Below are 19,329 nucleotides of genomic sequence, written 5' to 3'. Positions count from 1 at the left end.
GGCTAGGCCGTTCCCGAAGGGTTTCGACGCTTGATAGCCATCGAAGATGTCAGCAAGCGATACGCCGACGGCACGGTGGCCGTCGATCGCCTGTCCCTCCAGATACCGGATCACTCCATCACCGTTCTCGTCGGACCTTCGGGCTGCGGCAAGACCACCACGCTCCGCATGATCAACCGCATGATCGAGCCGAGCAGCGGCACCATCCGGGTCGACGGCGAGGACATCCGCACCCGCCCGGTCAACACCCTGCGCCGCTCCATGGGTTACGTCATCCAGAACGCCGGCCTCTTCCAGCACCGGACCATCGTCGACAACATCGCCACGGTGCCCCGGCTGCTCGGCTGGTCCAAGCAGCGCGCCCGCGAGCGCGCCGCGGAACTGATGGAACGGGTCGGCCTCGATCCGGCCATGGCCCGCCGCTATCCGTACCAGCTCTCCGGCGGTCAGCAGCAACGGGTCGGCGTCGCCCGCGCGTTGGCGGCCGACCCGCCCATCCTGCTCATGGACGAGCCGTTCTCCGCGGTCGACCCGGTCGTACGCCGGGGACTCCAGGAGGAGTTGCTGCGCATCCAGGGCGAACTGGGCAAGGCCATCGTGTTCGTCACCCACGACATGGACGAGGCGATCACCATCGGCGACCGCATCGCCGTGCTGCGCACCGGCGGCAAGCTCGCCCAGTTCGCGGCCCCCGACGAGATCCTCTCGGCGCCGGCCGATCCGTTCGTCGAGCAGTTCCTCGGCGCGGACCGGGGCATCCGCGGTCTGTCGTTCCTCTCCACCCGCGATCTCGGACTCGACCGCTCCCGGGTCTTCCCCGTCGGCTCCGACTGGCGGGAGATCGCCGGACGCGACCCGGAGGGGACGCCCGTGCTGGTGACCGACGCCGACGGCAGGCCGCTCGGCTGGGCCGACCCCGGCACCTGGGGCGGAGACGTCGCGGACCTCGAACCGTACGGCCCGAGCTTCGAGGTGGGCCGCGACTCGCTGCGGGTCGCGCTGGACCGTGCCGTGCTGTCGCCGACCGGACAGGCCGTCGGCGTCGACGGTTCCGGGAAGGTCCTCGGGGTCGCCGGGCAGGAGACGGTCGCCGCGGCGATCCGGTCGGCCCGGAAGCGCCGGGCGGCGGACGCCCCGCAGGAGACGGCGTCGGCTCCGGCTTCGGCGAAGGCCGGGCGATGAACGAGTACTTCCACATGCCGAGCGCCATCCAGCACAGCTATACCGGCCTGATCCTCCTCCATCTGCAGGAGGCGCTCGTCCCCGTGCTGGCCGGTCTGCTGCTGGCCCTGCCGATCGGACTGCTGTGCGTCCACTACGACTGGCTCTACGCGCCGGTGCTGTGGACCTCGACGGTGCTCTACGCGATCCCCTCCATCGCCTTCTTCGTGGTGCTCATCGACTACACCGGGCTGAGCCTGCTGACGGTGATGATCCCGCTGTGCCTGTACAGCCTCGTCGTGCTCGTCCCGGCGGTGGTCGACGGGGTCCGCTCGGTCCCCGAGGAGACGAACGCCGCCGCCTCGGCCATGGGCATCGGTGTCGTGCGCCGCTACTTCCAGGTCCAACTGCCCATCGCCGTACCGGCGATCATGGCCGGGCTGCGGGTGGCCGTCGCGTCGAGCATCAGCCTGGTGAGCGTCGGCGCGCTGATCGGCAACCAAGGGGCGTTCGGGAATCTGCTGACCTACGCGCAGTTGTACGGTCTCCCCCGGCTCGCCGTGACCGCGGTGGTCACCACCGCCGTTCTCGCGGTCGTGATCGACGCCCTGCTGGTCCTGCTGCGGCGGGTCCTCACCCCCTGGCAGCCGCCGTCCGGCGGTGCCGCCGGGCGCTCCGGAGCCGCGACCGCGGACGTCGGCGTCGGCATCACGGAGGACGCCTCGTGAACGTACTGAACTTCATGCAGGCCTTCTTCAGCGACGGTTCGCACTGGCACGGCTACGACGGCATCCCGCAGCGGGTGTGGGAGCACGTCCAGTACACGGCGGCTGCCCTCGCGATCGCCTCGGCCATCGGTCTGCCGATCGGCCTGGTCACCGGGCACACCGGGCGCGGCGGCAACGCCCTGGCCTTCGTGTCCGCCGGAGCGCGCGCACTGCCGACCTTCGGGCTCCTGGTCCTGATGTTCGTCTGGCTGGGCCTCGGCATCGTGCCGGTGATGATCCCGCTCGTGGTGCTGGCGATCCCGCCGGTCCTCATCACCACCTACGAGGCGGTCCGCACCGTGGATCCCTCCCCCGTCGACGCCGCCCGCGGCATGGGCATGCCCGAGGCACGGATCCTCTTCCAGGTCGAGGTCCCGGCGGCGCTGCCCCTGATCCTCAGCGGGCTGCGCTCGGCGACGGTCCAGATCGTCTCGACGGCCACGATCGCGGCCTACGTGTCCCTCGGCGGGGTCGGCCGCTACATCCTGGACGGCCTGTACCAGCACAACTACGAGAAGGTGGCCGGCGGAGCCGCCCTCACGGCCGTCCTCGCACTGCTCGTCCTCGTGCTGTTCTGGGCCGTGGGCCGGGTGGCGGTCTCACCCGGGGTACGCAGCCGCCGCGCCGCGTAGCGACACCACCCGGTAGCGGTACCACCACGACGGGGACGGCCTTCAGGCCGTCCCCGTCCTCGTCCCGGCCGAACCGGCGGGCGGTACGTGCCCTCGCTCAGGCACCCTCTCCCCGGCTGTGCGCCGATCTCTCGGCCCTGGCCAGGGCGTGTTCGAGGACGACGAGCAGCGCGTCGCGTACGGACCCCCGGTCACGGGCGTCGAACACGGTCAGCGGCACGTGGTCGGCGACGTCGAGGGCCCACCGCACGTCGTTCAGATCGTGTTCGACCCGGCCGTCGAACGCGTTGACGGCCACCGCGAAGGGGATGTCCCGGTGCTCGAAGTAGTCGACGGCCGCGTAGCAGTCGTCGAGCCGCCGGGTGTCGACGATGACGAGTCCGCCGAGCGCGCCCTCGACGAGGTCGTCCCACATGAACCCGAACCGTTCCTGGCCGGGGGTCCCGAACAGGTAGAGCTTCAGGGTCGGATCGAGGGTGACACAGCCGAAGTCCATGGCGACGGTCGTCGTCACCTTCTCCGGGGTGTGGGAGAGGTCGTCGACACCGGCGGCGACCGAGGTGATGGACGCCTCGGTGGTCAGCGGCTCGATCTCCGAAATGGCCCCCACCGTCGTGGTCTTGCCCACGCCGAAGCCGCCCGCGATCACCATCTTGACGGGCAGCGGCGGCCGGGGACGCTCGTCGTCATCCCTCACGGATCGAGCCCCGGGAGTCGGGGACAGCTCGGAGACCATCGATCACCCTTCGCAGAACAGTCACATCGCGGTTGGAGCGGGCCTGCGGCGCGTACAGGGCCAGTTGACCGTCGGCGCGCAGGTCGTCGGCGAGAACCCGGACCACATTCAAGTGCATCCGGAGTCGCGCCGCGATCTCCGCGAGCGACTGCGGCTCACGGCAGACCGTGATGATGTCGCGGTGCTGGTCGAAGACGAAGCGGTCCAGCGTCGCCAGTCCCGCATCCGTGGCCACCACCTGTGTCTCGATCGGGATCGGCGGTACGAGACTGTCGCCGCCCGCGATCCGTCCCGCGGTCAGCAGGAACGGCCGGACGACCGAGGCGGGGCGCTCAGCTCCCCGTTCGGCGCCGCCGCCGGCCAATGGCTCGCCGGACGTCATCACGTCCTCCCCCTTCACCTGTGGGCGCGTCACCGGTCATGTGACGCGCCGTCGGACATCAGCCGGCCGGTGCGACGCCCACGGTTCTCTTCAGCTCCATCACCAGTTGCGGACTCAGCACCGCACCGGCCCGGTTGGCGAAGAGGGTCATCTCGTAGGCGATGTTGCCGAGTTTCGCCTCCTTCGAGGTGACCACGCCGAGCACCGCTCCGGCGCCGAGCGCGGACACCAGCACATGCCCTTCCTCCAGGTCGATGATGACCTTGTTGAGGCTGCCGAGGCCGTAGTTGCCGGAGGCCCCCATCGCGAGGCTGGTGATTCCGGAGACGATCGCCGCGAGCCGCTCGGAGTCGGCCTGGCCGCGCAGTTGGGACACCGCGATGAGCAGCCCGTCGGAGGAGACACCGATCACGTCCACGACCCCGGCCGTCTCGGTGGCGAATCGGTTGAGCAGCCAGTTGAAGTCGGCAGCGGCGGCCTTCACGTCCGCCGCGGGTTCCGCTGTCCGGGACTCGGGTCCGCCTGTCCACATCATCACGTGCTCATGCCTTCCGGGGAAGAGGGTCTTCTGTTCTGGGTGTCGGTCCCGGCGGGACCGCCGGTTCTGCCGCCCGGCCGGAGCACCGCGGTCGCGTGGTCCTCGGTAGCGCTCTCGCGCTCGGCCCGCAGGACGGCGGCCTCGAACTCGTCGAGTTCGGAGCGCGCGGCCTCGGCGTCCGTGGGCTGCCAGGAGGGCGGCCTGCGGTGGGTGGGTGGTTCGGTGGGTCTGGGGAGCCGGCTCGCGGCGGTGCCGGCCGACAGGGTCGCCCCGCGCACCCTGCGGCGCAGCGGACCGGTATCGCCGGACCGCGCCGGGCCGGTGGGTGCCGGGTCGGCTGCGGTGCCGGGCCGGGCACCGCCGTGCGTCGTCGCGCGCTCGGCGCCGGTGTCCGCCGCCTCCGAACGGCGGGCGTGATTGGGTGGCTCGGCGCCACGGGGCCGCGAGGGCACCCTGCGGGGCAGGCCCGCGGGTCCGGCCGGCGCCTCGAGCCGCGCCTTGCGCGGTTCACCGGGGCCGGGGCGGCGCGCGGCCGGCTGCATCCGCGGGGCCCGTACGGGGACGGAGGCCTGGTCACCGGGCACGAGGTGGGCCGCGGGCACCGCGACGGTGGCGGTGACGCCTCCGCCCGGGGTGCGGGACAGGGCGACCTCGATGCCCCAGCGCCGGGACAGACCGCCGACCACGAACAGACCGAGCACTTCCGTCGGCGCCAGGTCGAGACGCTCGCGCCGGATCAGCCGGGCGTTCTCCTGCGCCAGCCGCTCGGGGCTCATGCCGAGTCCGTGGTCGATGATCTCGACGAGGGCTCCGCCCCCTTGGTGCCGGGGCCGCAGGACGACCTCGACGCCGCTGGTCGCCGGGGAGAACATCACGGCGTTCTCCAGGAGTTCGGCGAGCATGAGGGTCAGATCGCCGACGATGTCGGGGACGACGGTGACATCGCCCTCGGCATGCGGAGTCACCCGCTGGAAGCCCTCGATCTGGCCGAGCGAGGCACGGACGATGTTGCTGAGCCGCATCGGCTCGGTGTTCAGACCGGTCTCGCTGATACCGGCGAGCAGCATGAGACTGTCGGCGTTGCGCTGGAGACGGACGGCGATGTGATCGATTCGGTAGAGCCGGTCCAGCACCTCGGGGTCGGTCTCGCCGCGCTCCACCGAGTCGATCAGGGCGAGTTGGCGGGCCGTCAGATTGCTGACCCGGCGGCCGACGTTGCCGAACATCTCGGCGATGTTGCGCCGGCTGACGACCTGGCGTTCCAGCAGCGCGCTCGCGGTCACCTGAACCTGGTTGAACGCTTCGGCCAGTTGACCGATCTCGTCGCGCACCAGCACGGGAACGGCCTCCAGCCGCGGAGGGCTCGCGTCGTCGGCGTCGTCGTCCGCGACGCGGGCGAGCTCGCTCCCCGCGGCACCGGCCACATGCTGGGCCGCCGCCGTCAGGGTCCGTACGGTGCGCACCACGGAACGCCGGGTCAGCACGGAGAACAGCAGCCAGGCCGCGAACGCGGCCAGGATGCCGGCGATCAGCCAGACCACCCGCCACCAGGCGGAGTTCGACGCGGACTGGGCGTTCCCCGCGATCCCGCCGATCAGCGACTGGACGATCTTCAGCCGGTTCTCGGCCTGCCGCTCATAGGTGGGCCCGGCGCGCAGCGCCTCGTCGAGCGCGGTCCGCAGCTGTGCCGCGTTCTCGGCGACCAGCGCTCCGGTGTCGACCTGGAGCGCGGCCCAGTGCTGGGTGATGACGCTCTGGTACGGGCTGTGCTCGATCTCGGCGAGGTCGCTGCCCTGTTCCGTGCCGGCGAACCGGGTGAACCGCTCGGCCTGGTAGGTGTACTGGTCGTAGTCGCCGACGGCACCGGTGAACTCGATGAGCGCGTTGGAGTCACGGGTGCGGGCGGCGAAGACGCTGGTCTCGAAGGACGCGTGGGCGGTGTCGGCGCGCAGCAGCGCGTCGAGCAGGCTGCCCGCGGACGCGGAGGACTCGCTGCCCGACCGGCCGAGACCGAGGCCGTCGATGAGCCCCTCGATCACCGATCCGTACGCGGGGTCGATGTTGTCGGCGGGGATCGGTCCCTGCTCGACGGTCTTGCGGAGGCTGTCCAGGCCTTCGAGCTCCTTCAGCGCCTGGGCCTCGCCGTCGGGCAGCCGGTCGCCGTAGGCGGCCCGGACCGCTTCGATGCGGGTGCCGACGTGCGCCTGCGCGGCCAGGTAGGCGGCGGTGTCCGGCGCGCTCTTCGCCGAGGGCGCGGCCTCGTAGCGCAGCGAGACCAGGAGGGCCTGCCGGTGCTCGGTCTGCACGGCGTCGATGAGTTTCGTCACCTGCGCGCTGTCGCGGACGAGTTGGGCGGTGTCGGCGGCGGACCGGGCACGGCCGATCTCGCCGGAGACGACATAGGCGAGCATCACGGAGATGACGGCGAGCGGCACGATCACCAGAACGTTGAGTTTCCGGCGGAAGGGCCAGCGGTCGAGCAGAGACGGTGTCCGGCCGGTCCCGAGAGCATTGGACGGCTGCCCCGAGGCGGCTTTTCTGTGCGCGGGCACCCAACCTCCTTGACTTCATTCCCCGTTGGAAGCCTCTAGCAGGCCGCCTGCATGGATCAAATGGTCACGAGCAGCGCGATCGGGCCGACAAGTGGAAGGGGGCCCTCGACGCGGCCAACACTAGCGGCTGCCGTCAGAGTACGGCCATGATCAACCGAAAAGTGGCACGCGAAGACGCCTGGTTCGCTCCTGTTTCGATCACGTTGTGCCTACAGGCTGAAGCTGTACGGTCCCCATCAGTGATCTATTCGTGTCTTGACGGTACTTGAGGCGGCTCGATTGGATCGTCAGGACCGTCACCCGTGCCCACCAGCCACCAACGCCCCACCGATTGCCAAGTCTGGATGAACAAGTGACCATCGCCCGAAGCACTCGAACCTCCGCAACCTCCGCTGTTTCCCTGCTGGTTGTGGCCGCTGCCGCGCTGACGGGCTGCGGCTCGTCCAACGACACGGACGGCAAAGACCCGTTGAAGGGCGACGCCGCCAAGGCCGGTACGGTCGTTGTCGGTTCCAACAACTTCCCCGAGAGCATCCTGCTCGCCGACATCTACGGCGAGGCCCTCAAGTCCAAGGGCATCAAGGTCAGTTACAAGCTGAACATCGGCAGCCGTGAGACCACGTACGGTCTGATCAAGAACGGTACGATCACGGTCCTTCCGGAATACAACGGCGCGCTGCTCGCCTATCTGGACGCCAAGGCCGCTCCGACGTCCGTCGAGGAGACCAGCCAGGCCATCTCGGCCAAGCTCGACCCCAAGCTCTCGCTGTTGGTCCCGTCCCAGGCCCAGGACAAGGACGCGATCGCCCTGAACGAGGCGACGGCCAAGAAGTACAACCTCACGGACAAGTCGTCCATCAGCGACCTCTCCGACGTGGCGAAGAGCCTGGTCGTCGGCGGCTCGCCCGAGTTCCAGACCCGGCAGCAGGGCCTGAAGGGCCTGAAGTCCGTATACGGTCTCGATTTCAAGAGTTTCAAGGCACTGGACGCGGGCGGCCCGCTGACCGTGGCGGCACTGAAGGGGAACAGCATCCAGGCCGCGGACATCTTCACGACGGACCCCGGAATCAGCAAGAACAAGTTTGTCGTGCTCCAGGATCCCAAGAATCTCTTCGGGTTCGAGAATGTCACTCCCCTGACATACAAGAGCGCTCTGCCCGCGGCCGGAGTCTCGGTTCTCAACGACGTCTCGGCGAAGCTCGACACCGAGACCCTGGTGAAGCTCAACAGCGAGGTGCAGGACGGCAGCAAGGACCCGCTGGACGTGGCCAAGAACTGGCTGGCCTCGGCGGGACTGAGCTGACGTCGGTATCGGCACCGGCAGCCGGACGAGCGCCCAGGGCCGGGAGGGTGACCCTCCCGGCCCGGCCTCCTGACGGCGACCGCGTACGGCTGAGGAGTGAACGTCCGTCATGCTCGAGCGCACGGCCGACACGGCCACCGGCGCCCCGGCCGCCGGGAGCGCGCCGCCGGGTGTCGTCCTCGACGGCCGGGGTCTCGACGCCGCCGCGGTGGCCCGGATCGCCGGTGGGGCGACACCGCTCTCCCTGTGCCCGAAGGCACTTGAGGCGATGGAACGCACGCGCCGGGCGGCCCATCGGCTGGCCGCCGAGGGGGCCCGCGTCTACGGACGCAGCACCGGCGTGGGAGCGCACCGGGGACTCGCCGTCGAGGAACACGACGGCGCGGGCCACGATCTGCGGCTGCTGCTGAGCCACGCGGGCGGTGTGGGAGAAGCCCTGCCGGCCCGCCGGGTCCGCGCGATGATGGTGGTACGCGCCAATCAACTCCTGGCCGGTGGTTCGGGGCTGGGCCCCGAGATCGCCGCGGCCGTCGCGCAGGCACTGCGAGCGGGGGTGCGTCCCCGGGTGCTCGAGTACGGGTCCGTGGGCACCGGTGACCTGACCGCGCTGGCCCGGCTGGGTCTCGCGCTCTTCGGCCACGACCCGTGGTTGCCCGAAGGTCCGCTGCCCCGGAGACCGTCGGCCGGGCACCCGTTCCCCGAGCGCCTTCCCCTGCGACGCGGGGACGCGCTGGCCCTGTTGAGCAGCAACGCCCTCACCCTCGGAGAATCCGCTCTCGCCTGGCACGACCTCGGGATCCCGCTGCGTGCCGCACCCCTCGTGGCCGCGCTCGCCCTGCACGCGGTGGACGGCTCCCTCGAACCGTACGCGCCCGAGGTCCACGAAGCCCACGCGCACCCGTCGACCGCACAGGTGGCGGCACACGTCCGGTGGCTGCTCGGAGCAACGACCGGTAGGGACACGGGTGTACCGGGGCTGCCGGACAGAATGCCGGCCCGGGTGCAGGACCCCTTCGGCTTCCGGTGCTTCCCGCAGGCTCACGGCCCCGCGACGGAGGCGTGGTCCGGCCTGGACCGGGTGCTGTCCATCGACCTCAACTCCGCCGCCGAGAACCCCCTCATCGGCTGGGACGACCTCACGGACCGTCCCGTCGCCCGGCATCACGGCGGCTTCTTCACCGCACCGCTCACTCTCGCGCTCGACCAGCTCGCCCTCGCCGTGCTCGGCACGGCCCGGCTCTCGGCGGCCCGGCTGTCCGCCCTGGGCCGCCCCGAACTGACCGGACTGCGCTCCTACTTGGCCGACGCCTCCTCGGCCGGGTCCGGGATGATGATCCTGGAGTACAGCGCCGCCTCGGCCCTCGCCGAGATACAGGCGTGCGCCACCCCGGCCTCGCTCGGGCATGTCGTGCTGTCCCAGGGCATGGAGGAGGCGGCGACCTTCTCGCCCCAGGCCGCCCGCAAGGCGCTGCGGGCGGCGCAGGCGTACCGGCTGGTCCTGGCCTGCGAACTCGTTGCCGCCGTACGGGCGTTGCGGCTGCGGGGCACCCCGCCCGCGCCCGGCACCCCGGCGGGCCGCGCCTACGCCCGCGCGGCGGCGGCACTGGACCCGGACATGCGGGACCGTCCCCTCACCGACGACGTGACCGTGGCCGCGGCCCTGCTGGACGAATTCGCCGAACTCACGGGCGACGCGTGGGAACCCGCACGGCTGGGCTAGAGTCGGCGCGGTCCCCGGCCGGACCCTCTGCCGTGGGTGGGCTGTGCGTTGGGGGATGACGGCACCATGCGGTACGAGCACGTGGAACTCTCCGGGTACGAGATCCAGGAGGTCCTCGGCCGGGGCGGCTTCGCCACCGTCTACCGGGCGCACCAGGTGGCGGTGGGCCGGGAAGTCGCGCTGAAGGTCGACAGCAGGGTGCTGGCCTCTGACCGCGACCGGCAGCGCTTCCTGCGCGAGGTCACGGCCGCGGGCCGGTTGTCCGGACATCCGCACGTGGTCCCGGTCTACGACGCGGGCGTCCTCGGCGACGACCGCCCGTACATGGTCATGGAGTTGTGTCCGGGCGGCTCGCTCGGCGAGCGCCTGCACCGCCATGGACCGCTCGCCGTCAAGGAGGCCCGGGACATCGGGCTCGGCATCGCCGACGCGCTGGCCGCGGCGCACGCCGCCGGGGTGCTGCACCGTGACATCAAGCCGGGCAACATCATGGTCAACCGGTACGGCACCGCCGCCCTCACCGACTTCGGACTGGCCGCCATGCCCAGACCCGGCCGGGACCTGTCGGTGACGCGCGAGGCGCTGACCCCGGCGTACGCGCCGCCCGAGGCCTTCCATCTGGCCGAACCCACGACGACGGGCGACGTCTACTCGCTCGCCGCGACGCTCTACGCCCTCCTGCGGGGCCGCCCGCCGCACCACCCCGACGACGGCACCCAGCTCAGCCTCGCGGAGCTCATCGTCCGGCACACCTGGCCCTACGCCGACCTGCCGGGAGTGCCGAGCGCCCTCAACGCCGTGCTCCGACAGGCCCTGGAGACGGATCCGGCCTCCCGGACCCCGGACGCGTCAACCTTGCGGGACGCCCTGGCCGCCGTCGACGTCGACAGCGCCGTACAGGACGGGTTCGGGCCGGTACCCCGTACGGCCCCCACCCGTCCCACCCATCGGGACACGCCCCCCACGTCCTACACCCCCCTTCCCCCACCGCCCCCGGACCCGCGTGCTCCGGGCCCGGCGCGGCCGGACGGCCGACCGGGCAGGGCGGGCGGGAACGGCGGGCCCCGGGCCGACGGCGGCCGGACGGAGGACGGTCACGGCCGGCCCGCCGCCGGTGGAGACGCGAGCACGGTGGCCGAACCGGCGACGCGCGGGGCCTCTCGGTGGCGTCCCGGCCTGATCGGCGTCCTGGCGGCCGTGGTCTCGGTGAGTGTGTCCGTCACCTGGGTGGTCAACGAGTACGGGTCGCCGGGCGGCCCCGGCTCCTCGGCGGGCGGATCCCCCACCCCCAGCACCTCGGCCAAGGCCTCGCCGGGCGCCGGGGCGGCCTTCGGCGGCGTACGGACCACCCGAAGCGGCTGCGCGGCCGCCGACGTCGAAGGGGTGGGCGGCCGCTGTGTCACGACCCCCGAGTGCTGGAGCGGCATCACCGACGTCTCGGGAACGATCACCGTCACCAGCGCGGACTGTCACGTCGCGCACGTGTGGCAGACCTTCGCCATCGCCCCGCTGCCCAAGGACGGGACGACGTACAACGCGAGGGATCTCGTCAAGCATCCCGACGTCAGGGCGCTGTGTTCGCAGCAGGTCATGCGTGACTCCCTGACGTCCACGAGCCGTTCGGACGGCACCCGCTGGAACGTGGACGTCCTGCCGCCGACCGCCCCCCAATGGGCCGAGGGGCTACGGGTGTTCCGCTGCGTCGCCGCGGCGATCACGGACGACGGCGAGACCACCGACAGCCACTTCGGAGCGAGCGGCTGACCCTCGCGCGGACCTGAACGGGCCCTGCCAGGCCGGGGATTCAGGCCACCGGGCGGTCCCTCCCGGCCCGACTCAGCAGCCACTGCCAGCGCCCGCGCTCCGTCACACAGGTCGCGGCGGCCAGCACGGTGACCGGGACCGCCGCCCAGGCGGGCCAGGCGAGCCACGAGAACACCACCGCGGCGACGAGTTGAAGCAGCACCAGCAGCACCGTCACCCAACCCGGCACCGGCACGACGACGTTGGCCTTGTCCCCCGGCGTCGAGAAGACCGTCGGCAGTCCGATGAGCACCACCACGGAAGCCACGGCGAGCAGCCACGAACGGTCGGACAGCGCCCAGGGGGTGGCCACCCAGGCCACGATCTCCGTCGCGAAGCGAAGAACGGACGGCAGACGGTCGTCGGGTCGCCCCGACGCGGTCGCTCCGTTGGCGATATCGGTCACCGCGGAACGATCCCACGCCGGACTCCGGATCACCAGCGGCTCACGGCTCCACCCCGCCGCCATCGTGTTCGCCCCCGGGGCTGCCGCAGAGGAAGGCTCGACGGCTGTTTCCCTCCCGTGAATGATGTCGGTGCCGAAACCGAATGTCCGGATGGAGAGTTCGGGGCTCACCTGGCCGGCGCGATGTTGCCGCCCGTGATGCCCTTCGGGTTCAGGTGGGCGATGTGGCCGCTCTCGGTCCCGGCGGAGGGGTCGATGACGCAGTCGATGAGCGCCGGGCCGCCGGAGGCCAGTGCCTCGGTGAGGGCCGCGGTGACCTCGGCCGGTGTGGTCGCGCGGTAGCCCTTGCCGCCGAACGCCTCGATCATCCGGTCGTGGCGGGCCGCGGGCATCAGGGTGGTCGGTGAGGGCGCGTCGCCGAGGGGATTGACGTCGTCGCCGCGGTACACCCCGCCGTTGTTCATGACGACCGTGACGACAGGCAGCCCGTACCGGCAGATCGTCTCCAGTTCCATGCCGCTGAACCCGAAGGCGCTGTCGCCCTCCACGGCGACGACCGGGGCGCCGCTCTCGACGGCGGCGGCGATCGCGTATCCCATGCCGATGCCCATGACACCCCAGGTACCGCTGTCGAGGCGGTGCCTCGGTACGTGCATGTCGATGACGTTGCGCGCGATGTCCAGCGCGTTCGCACCCTCGTTGACGATGTACGTCTCCGGGCGCTCGTGCACGACGTCGCGTACCGCCTTCAGGGCGCCCATGAACTGCATGGGGTGCGGATCCGCCTTCAGCCGCTCCGCCATCTTCGCGACGTTCTGCGCGGACCGTGCGCCCAGTTCGGCGCGCCAGGCGGCGGGGGCCGCGATCCGGCCGGGCTTGGCGCGCTCGGCGATCGCGTCCAGTACCGACTCGATGTCGCCGACGAGCGGGGCCGCGATGGGCTGGTTGCTGTCCATCTCCCTGGCCTCGATGTCGACTTGGATGAACCGGGCACCGGGGTTCCACTGCGGTGCCCGGCCGTGGTTCAGCAGCCAGTTGAGGCGGGCCCCGACGAGCATCACGACATCGGCCTTCTTCAGGGCCAGCGAGCGGGCGGTGGCCGCCGACTGCGGGTGGTCGTCGGGCAGCAGGCCCTTGGCCATCGACATCGGGATGAACGGGATGCCGGTGGACTCCACGAACTCGCGGACGCGTTCGTCGGCCTGCGCGTACGCGGCGCCCTTGCCGAGCACGAGCAGCGGCCGTTCGGCGCCCGCGAGCAGTTCCACGGCCCGGTCCACCGCCTCGGGCCCCGGGAGCTGGCGCGGCGCGGGGTCGACGAGCCGGCTCAGTGTCCTCGCGCCCGCCTCCGCGTCCATGACGGAGCCGAGGACCGCGGCGGGGATGTCGAGATACACACCGCCCGGACGTCCCGAGACCGCGGTGCGCAGGGCGCGGGCGATGCCCCGGCCGATGTCCTCCACGCGGCTCACCCGGTAGGCGGCCTTGCAGAACGGCTGCGCGGCGGCGAGCTGGTCCATCTCCTCGTAGTCGCCCTGCCTGAGGTCGACCAGGTGCCGTTCGCTGGAGCCGGAGATCTGCACCATGGGGAAGCAGTTGGTGGTGGCGTTGGCCAGTGCGACCAGACCGTTGAGGAATCCCGGCGCGGACACGGTCAGACAGATGCCGGGCTTCTTGGTGAGAAAGCCGGCGGCCGCCGCGGCGTGACCCGCGTTGCTCTCGTGCCGGAAGCCGATGTAGCGGATGCCCCGCGCCTGCGCGAGGCGGGCCAGGTCGGTGATCGGGATGCCGACGACGCCGTAGACGGTGTCGACGTCGTTCATCCTCAGCGCGTCGACGACCAGGTGATACCCGTCGGTGAGCTCGGTCCGCGCGGCGGCGTCCGCCGCGGTCTCCGTTGTCGAGGGGGCGGTCATGGTCCGAGGTCCTCCTTGGGCTGGTCCTGTCGGTTTCCGGTCCTGGCGGTGGCTGGTCCTGGCGGTGCGGCTGCTTCTCCCGCTCGCACCGCTCACTGCTGGCTCCCGCCTCTTGCCTCTTGCCTCTTGCTTCTTGCCTCTTGCCTCTTGCGGCGCCTCGCTCAGCGCAGGAGCCGCACCGCCGCGATCACCAGCGGATCCAGGCCGTCGGCTCCGGCGTCGGCGTACGTGAGGAGCCGGGAACGCATGCGCGGGTCCCAGAAGCGGCCGATGTGACCCGCGATGGCCTCGACGGCCGACTCCCGCGGCAGGTGACCGAGGTTCGCGGCGATGTCGTTCGCCATCCGGCGCTCGGGAGGCACGGTCGCCGCCATCTCAGTCCACCACCGTGAGTACGTCGGCGGCGGTCGGCCGCGGCGTCTCGTCCCCAGCGCCTACGGACCGCGCGCCCGGAGCCCCCTGCGGTGTCCCGTCGCCGTGCCCGAGCGGATGGGCGAGCCCGACCTGGACCGCGGTCACCTTGTACTCGGGGCAGTTGGTCGCCCAGTCCGAGTTCTCGGTGGTCACCACGTTGGCGCCGGTCACCGGATGGTGGAACGTGGTGTAGACGACGCCGGCCGGCATCCGGTCGGAGATCTCCGCCCGCAGTGTCGTCCGCCCGACCCGGCTGGCCAGTGTCACCAGCGCTCCGTCGGTGATGCCGCGGACCTCGGCGTCGTGCGGGTGCAGTTCCAGGATGTCCTCGGGATGCCAGGCGACATTGCCGGTACGCCGGGTCTGCGCGCCGACGTTGTACTGGCTGAGGATGCGCCCGGTGGTGAGCACCAGCGGGAAGCGCCGGGTGCTGCGCTCGCTGGTCGGCACGTACGAGGTGACGACGAACCGGCCCTTGCCGCGGACGAATTCGTCGACGTGCATGACCGGTGTCCCCTCGGGTGCGGAGGCGTTGCACGGCCACTGCACGCTGCCCAGTTTGTCGAGCAGGTCGAAGGACACTCCCGTGAACGTCGGCGTGACCGCGGCGATCTCGTCCATGATCCGGCCCGGATGGTCGTACGCCATCGGGTAGCCCATGGCGGTGGCGATCTCGCACACGATCTGCCACTCGTGCCTGCCCGTCCTCGGCTTCATCACCGCGCGCACCCGGTTGATCCGGCGCTCGGCGTTGGTGAACGTGCCGTCCTTCTCCAGGAAGGACGCGCCGGGCAGGAAGACATGCGCGAACCTGGCCGTCTCGTTGAGGAACAGGTCCTGCACGACGACGAGTTCCATCGCCTCGAGGGCGGCGGTGACGTGCTGGAGGTTGGGGTCGGACTGCGCGATGTCCTCGCCGTGCACGAACAGGCCGCGGAAGGTCCCGTCGATCGCGGCGTCGAACATGTTGGGGATGCGCAGCCCGGGTTCGGCGAGGAGCGTGCCGCCCCACAGGTTCTCGAACACCTCGCGGACGGCGTCGTCGGACACATGGCGGTAGCCGGGCAGTTCGTGCGGGAAGGAGCCCATGTCGCAGGAGCCCTGGACGTTGTTCTGGCCGCGCAAGGGGTTGACCCCGACGCCGTCGCGGCCGATGTTGCCGCACGCCATCGCGAGGTTGGCCATTCCCATGACCATGGTCGAGCCCTGGCTGTGCTCGGTGACGCCGAGCCCGTAGTAGATCGCGCCGTTGGGTGCTGTCGCGTACAGGCGTGCGGCGGCGCGCAGTCGGCCGGCGGGGACGCCGCTGATCTCCTCGGTGGCCTCCGGGCTGTTCTCGGGCAGGGCGACGAACTCCGCCCAGGCGTCGAACCCTTCGCACCGGGTGTCCACGAAGGACCGGTCGACCAGTTCCTCGGTGACGACCACGTGGGCCATGGCGTTGACGACGGCGACATTGGTGCTGGGCCTGAGCTGGAGGTGGTGCGCGGCCTCGACGTGCGGTGAGCGCACCAGGTCGATGCGGCGGGGGTCGGCGACGATCAACTGTGCGCCCTCGCGCAGGCGTCGCTTCATGCGGGAGGCGAACACCGGGTGTCCGTCGGTGGGATTGGCACCGATCACCATGATGACGTCGGCCTCCGCCACGGAGCGGAAGTCCTGGGTTCCGGCCGATTCGCCGAAGGTCTGCTTGAGCCCGTATCCGGTCGGGGAGTGGCAGACGCGGGCGCAGGTGTCCACGTTGTTGTTGCCGAACGCGGCGCGGACCATCTTCTGGACGACGTACACCTCCTCGTTGGTGCACCGCGACGAGGAGATCGCGCCGATCGAACCCGACCCGTGCCGACGCTGGATGTCCCGCATCCGCCGGGCGACCGTGCCGATGGCCTCGTCCCACTCGACCTCGCGCCAGGGGTCGGTGATCCTGTCACGGACCATGGGCTTGAACACCCGGTCGGGGTGGGTGGCGTAGCCGAAGGCGAAGCGCCCCTTCACACAGGAGTGGCCCTCGTTGGCGCCGCCGTCCTTGTACGGCACCATGCGGACGAGTTCGTCGCCGCGCAGCTCGGCCTTGAAGGAGCAGCCGACACCGCAGTAGGCGCAGGTGGTGACCACCGACCGGGTCGGCATGCCGAGTTCGACCACCGACTTCTCCTGGAGCGTGGAGGTCGGGCAGGCCTGGACGCAGGCCCCGCAGGAGACGCACTCGGAGTCCATGAACGTCTCCGCGGCGCCGGGCGAGACCTTGGAGCCGAAGCCGCGTCCCTCGATGGTGAGCGCGAAGGTGCCCTGGACCTCGCCGCAGGCGCGCACGCAGCGGGAGCAGGCGATGCACTTGGCGGGGTCGAAGTCGAAGTACGGGTTGGAGGTGTCCTTCCCGGCGTCGAGGTGGTTCTCGCCCTCGTAGCCGTACCGCACCTGCCGCAGCCCCACCACGCCCGCCATGTCCTGGAGTTCGCAGTCGCCGTTGGCGGGGCACGTGAGACAGTCGAGCGGATGGTCGGAGATGTACAGCTCCATGACTCCCCGGCGGAGCTTCTCCACCTTCGGTGTCTGGGTCCGCACCGTCATCCCGTCCGCCACCGGAGTGGTGCAGGAGGCCGGGGTGCCGCGCCGGCCGTCGATCTCCACCACGCACAGCCGGCAGGAGCCGAACGGCTCCAGGCTGTCGGTGGCACACAGTTTGGGTATGTCCACTCCGGCGAGCGCGGCGGCGCGCATCACCGAGGTGCCCTCGGGGACGGTCACCGCCAGCCCGTCGACCTCCACCACCACCGTGGCCTCGCCGGGCCGTTCCGGGGTTCCGAAGTCGGGTTCCTTGAGCAGTGTCATGACGTGGCCTCCCTCCTCGCGCCGCTCGGCGGGCGGGAGTTGGCCCCCCGGCCGGCCTCGCGGGCGAGGAAGTCGTCAGGGAAGTGGGTGAGGGCGCTCCGTACGGGCATCGGTGTCAGCCCGCCCATCGCGCACAGCGAGCCGTCGGTCATCAGGTCGCACAGGTCTTCCAGGAGCGCCAGGTTCTCGTCCGGGTGCCGGCCGGCCACGATCTTGTCGATGACCTCGACGCCGCGTACCGAACCGACCCTGCACGGTGTGCACTTGCCGCAGGACTCCGCGGCGCAGAACTCCATCGCGAAGCGGGCCTGGGCGGCCATGTCGACGGTGTCGTCGAAGACGACGACACCTCCGTGGCCGACCATCGCGCCTGCCTCCGCGAAGGCCTCGTAGTCCATCGGCAGATCGAACATCGACGTCGGCAGATAGGCGCCGAGCGGTCCGCCGACCTGCACCGTGCGCACCGGACGCCCGGAGAACGTGCCGCCCCCGTAGTCCTCGACCAGTTCGCGCAGGGTGACGCCGAACGCGGTCTCGACGATGCCGCCGTGCGCGATGTTGCCCCCGAGCTGGAAGACCTGGGTGCCGCGCGAGCGTTCGACACCGAGTTCCTCGTAGGCCCGGGCGCCGTCCGCGAGCACGACGGGGACGGTCGCGAGGGTGAGCACGTTGTTCACCACGGTCGGTCTGCCGAACAGGCCCTCGATCGCCGGGATCGGGGGTTTGGCGCGGACCATGCCGCGCTTGCCCTCCAGGCTCTCCAGCATGGAGGTCTCCTCGCCGCAGATGTACGCGCCGCCGCCGACGCGGACGTGCAGCTCGAAGTCGAGCGCGGAGCCGAGAATGCCCTCGCCGAGCCAGCCGTGTTCCTGTGCGATGCCGATCGCGGCCCGCATGGTGGCCACCGCGTCCGGGTATTCCGAGCGGATGTAGAGGTAGCCCTCGCTCGCGCCGACCGCGTACGCGGCGATGGTCATGCCTTCGATGAGCATGAACGGGTCGCCCTCCATGACCATCCGGTCGGCGAAGGTTCCGCTGTCGCCCTCGTCGGCGTTGCAGCAGACGAACTTCGGCTCGTCCGCGCAGTCGAGGACGGTCTTCCATTTGACGCCGGCCGGGAAGCCCGCGCCTCCGCGGCCGCGCAGGCCGGACGCGGTGATCTCGGCGACCACGTCCGCGGGCGGGCGTTCCAGCGCGGCACGCAGCCCGGCGAGGCCACCGTGCGCCACGTAGTCGTCCGTGGACAGCGGGTCGGTGACACCGACCCGGGCGAAGGTGACCCGGTTCTGCCCGGCCAGCCAGGGGAGTCGGTCCACGACACCGAGCCGCAGCGGATGGTCGGCGCCGTCGAGCATGCCGGCGGCGAGCAGGGCCTCGACGTCGGCCGGGGCCACGGGTCCGTATCCGACGCGTCCGTGCGGGGTCACCACCTCGACGAGGGGTTCCAGCCAGAGCATGCCGCGTGATCCGTTGCGTACGACGTCGAGGGCGAAGTCGCCTCGTACGGCGGCCTGTCGCAGGGCGTCCGCGACGTCGTCCGCGCCGACGGACCGGGCCGCCGAGTCGCGGGGTACGTACACGGTGGCCGTGGGGTGCTTCGTGCCGTCGGTCTCGTCGCTCACGACGGGAGTACCGGCCTCGCCCCTCATGACGAGACCTCCCCGTTCAGCATCGAGCCCAGCCGGGCAGGTCCGACGCGGCCGTACAGCCGGCCGTTCACCTCGACCGACGGGCCCAGGGCGCAGTTGCCGAGGCAGAAGACCTGCTCGACGGTGACGGCGCCGTCCGCGCTCGTCTCCCCGAGGACCAGTCCGGCCTCACGGACGTAGGTCACCAGGCCGTCGGCGCCGAGCGCCTGGCAGGCCTCGGCCCGGCAGATGCGCACGGCGGTGCGTCCGGCCGGTTCCGCGCGGAAGTCGTGATAGAAGGTCACCACTCCGTGGACGTCCGCCCGGGAGAGGTTGAACTCGTCGGCCAGCACGGGAATCGCCTCTTTGGGCACACACCCCAACTCGGCCTGTACGGCATGCAGTACGGGCAGGAGCGCGCCGCGCTGATCCCGGTGAACGGCCGCCGCCGTCCGGACCACGCTCTCGACCGTCACGTCACTCACGCCTGCCGTCATGATCGCTCCGCCTTCCGTCGTGCGGGTCCCCGGCGATGCGTG

General features: G+C 71.1%; 16 protein-coding genes. 6 read left to right on the top strand and 10 right to left on the bottom strand.

Annotated features, from left to right (window positions below; translation table 11 throughout):
* The first annotated feature begins 30 nt into the window (after positions 1–30).
* Genes OG485_RS34795 through OG485_RS34785 form a run of 3 tightly spaced genes read left to right on the top strand, consistent with a single transcriptional unit; the run spans position 31 to position 2,560 of the window.
* Complete coding sequence (locus tag OG485_RS34795) at positions 31–1,182, top strand: ABC transporter ATP-binding protein (RefSeq protein ID WP_328672533.1); 1,152 nt, start codon at positions 31–33, stop codon at positions 1,180–1,182.
* Complete coding sequence (locus tag OG485_RS34790; protein WP_328672532.1) at positions 1,179–1,889, top strand: ABC transporter permease; 711 nt, start codon at positions 1,179–1,181, stop codon at positions 1,887–1,889. The genes OG485_RS34795 and OG485_RS34790 overlap by 4 nt, the downstream gene beginning before the upstream one ends.
* The gene (locus OG485_RS34785) at positions 1,886–2,560 is read left to right on the top strand and encodes an ABC transporter permease (protein WP_328672531.1); all 675 of its coding nucleotides are present in this window, start codon (positions 1,886–1,888) and stop codon (positions 2,558–2,560) included. Before OG485_RS34790 ends, OG485_RS34785 begins: the two co-directional genes overlap by 4 nt.
* Before the next feature lie 97 nt (positions 2,561–2,657).
* Here the strand turns inward: OG485_RS34785 and OG485_RS34780 are convergent, their stop codons facing one another.
* Genes OG485_RS34780 through OG485_RS34765 form a run of 4 tightly spaced genes read right to left on the bottom strand, consistent with a single transcriptional unit; the run spans position 2,658 to position 6,768 of the window.
* Positions 2,658–3,296, bottom strand: coding sequence for a GTP-binding protein (locus OG485_RS34780; protein WP_443048812.1), 639 nt, complete (start codon positions 3,294–3,296; stop codon positions 2,658–2,660).
* Positions 3,247–3,678 (bottom strand): DUF742 domain-containing protein, encoded by a 432-nt coding sequence (locus OG485_RS34775; RefSeq protein WP_328672530.1) that lies wholly within the window; start codon positions 3,676–3,678, stop codon positions 3,247–3,249. Before OG485_RS34775 ends, OG485_RS34780 begins: the two co-directional genes overlap by 50 nt.
* 58 nt (positions 3,679–3,736) lie before the next feature.
* Entirely contained in the window at positions 3,737–4,213 is a 477-nt protein-coding gene (locus tag OG485_RS34770) for a roadblock/LC7 domain-containing protein (RefSeq protein ID WP_328672529.1), read from the bottom strand.
* Entirely contained in the window at positions 4,213–6,768 is a 2,556-nt protein-coding gene (locus OG485_RS34765; protein WP_328672528.1) for an ATP-binding protein, read from the bottom strand. The genes OG485_RS34770 and OG485_RS34765 overlap by 1 nt, the downstream gene beginning before the upstream one ends.
* Positions 6,769–7,168: 400 nt before the next feature.
* Between OG485_RS34765 and OG485_RS34760 the strand changes: the two genes are divergently transcribed.
* The 3 genes from OG485_RS34760 (at position 7,169) to OG485_RS34750 (ending at position 11,555) form a co-directional block, all read left to right on the top strand.
* Positions 7,169–8,071, top strand: a complete 903-nt coding sequence (locus OG485_RS34760; RefSeq protein WP_443048964.1) for an ABC transporter substrate-binding protein — start codon at positions 7,169–7,171, stop codon at positions 8,069–8,071.
* A 109-nt stretch (positions 8,072–8,180) separates the two neighbouring features.
* The gene (locus OG485_RS34755) at positions 8,181–9,791 is read left to right on the top strand and encodes an aromatic amino acid lyase (protein WP_328672526.1); all 1,611 of its coding nucleotides are present in this window, start codon (positions 8,181–8,183) and stop codon (positions 9,789–9,791) included.
* Between the two features lie 66 nt (positions 9,792–9,857).
* Positions 9,858–11,555 (top strand): serine/threonine-protein kinase, encoded by a 1,698-nt coding sequence (locus tag OG485_RS34750; protein ID WP_328672525.1) that lies wholly within the window; start codon positions 9,858–9,860, stop codon positions 11,553–11,555.
* A 40-nt stretch (positions 11,556–11,595) separates the two neighbouring features.
* Here OG485_RS34750 and OG485_RS34745 read toward each other — a convergent pair whose 3' ends face one another.
* The 6 genes from OG485_RS34745 to OG485_RS34720 all read right to left on the bottom strand — a co-directional run bounded on the left by OG485_RS34745 (position 11,596) and on the right by OG485_RS34720 (position 19,287).
* Entirely contained in the window at positions 11,596–12,000 is a 405-nt protein-coding gene (locus OG485_RS34745) for a hypothetical protein (RefSeq protein WP_443048811.1), read from the bottom strand.
* A gap of 167 nt (positions 12,001–12,167) precedes the next feature.
* On the bottom strand, positions 12,168–13,916 hold the full coding sequence (gene oxc, locus OG485_RS34740; RefSeq protein WP_328672524.1) for an oxalyl-CoA decarboxylase: 1,749 nt from the start codon (positions 13,914–13,916) through the stop codon (positions 12,168–12,170).
* Between the two features lie 161 nt (positions 13,917–14,077).
* Positions 14,078–14,290, bottom strand: a complete 213-nt coding sequence (locus tag OG485_RS34735; RefSeq protein ID WP_328672523.1) for a formate dehydrogenase subunit delta — start codon at positions 14,288–14,290, stop codon at positions 14,078–14,080.
* 1 nt (position 14,291) lies between these two features.
* Complete coding sequence (fdhF, locus tag OG485_RS34730) at positions 14,292–17,162, bottom strand: formate dehydrogenase subunit alpha (RefSeq protein WP_328672522.1); 2,871 nt, start codon at positions 17,160–17,162, stop codon at positions 14,292–14,294.
* Positions 17,159–18,811, bottom strand: a complete 1,653-nt coding sequence (locus OG485_RS34725) for a formate dehydrogenase beta subunit (protein WP_328672521.1) — start codon at positions 18,809–18,811, stop codon at positions 17,159–17,161. The genes fdhF and OG485_RS34725 overlap by 4 nt, the downstream gene beginning before the upstream one ends.
* Positions 18,808–19,287 carry an NAD(P)H-dependent oxidoreductase subunit E gene (locus OG485_RS34720; protein WP_328672520.1) on the bottom strand — a complete coding sequence of 160 codons (480 nt, stop codon included), beginning with the start codon at positions 19,285–19,287 and terminating at the stop codon, positions 18,808–18,810. Before OG485_RS34720 ends, OG485_RS34725 begins: the two co-directional genes overlap by 4 nt.
* Positions 19,288–19,329: the final 42 nt, after the last annotated feature.

It is taken from the genome of Streptomyces sp. NBC_00328 (genome assembly GCF_036139655.1).
GTDB lineage: Bacteria > Actinomycetota > Actinomycetes > Streptomycetales > Streptomycetaceae > Streptomyces.
Note: the sequence above shows the minus strand (reverse complement) of the source record. Positions and strands in the feature narration are given on the sequence as shown.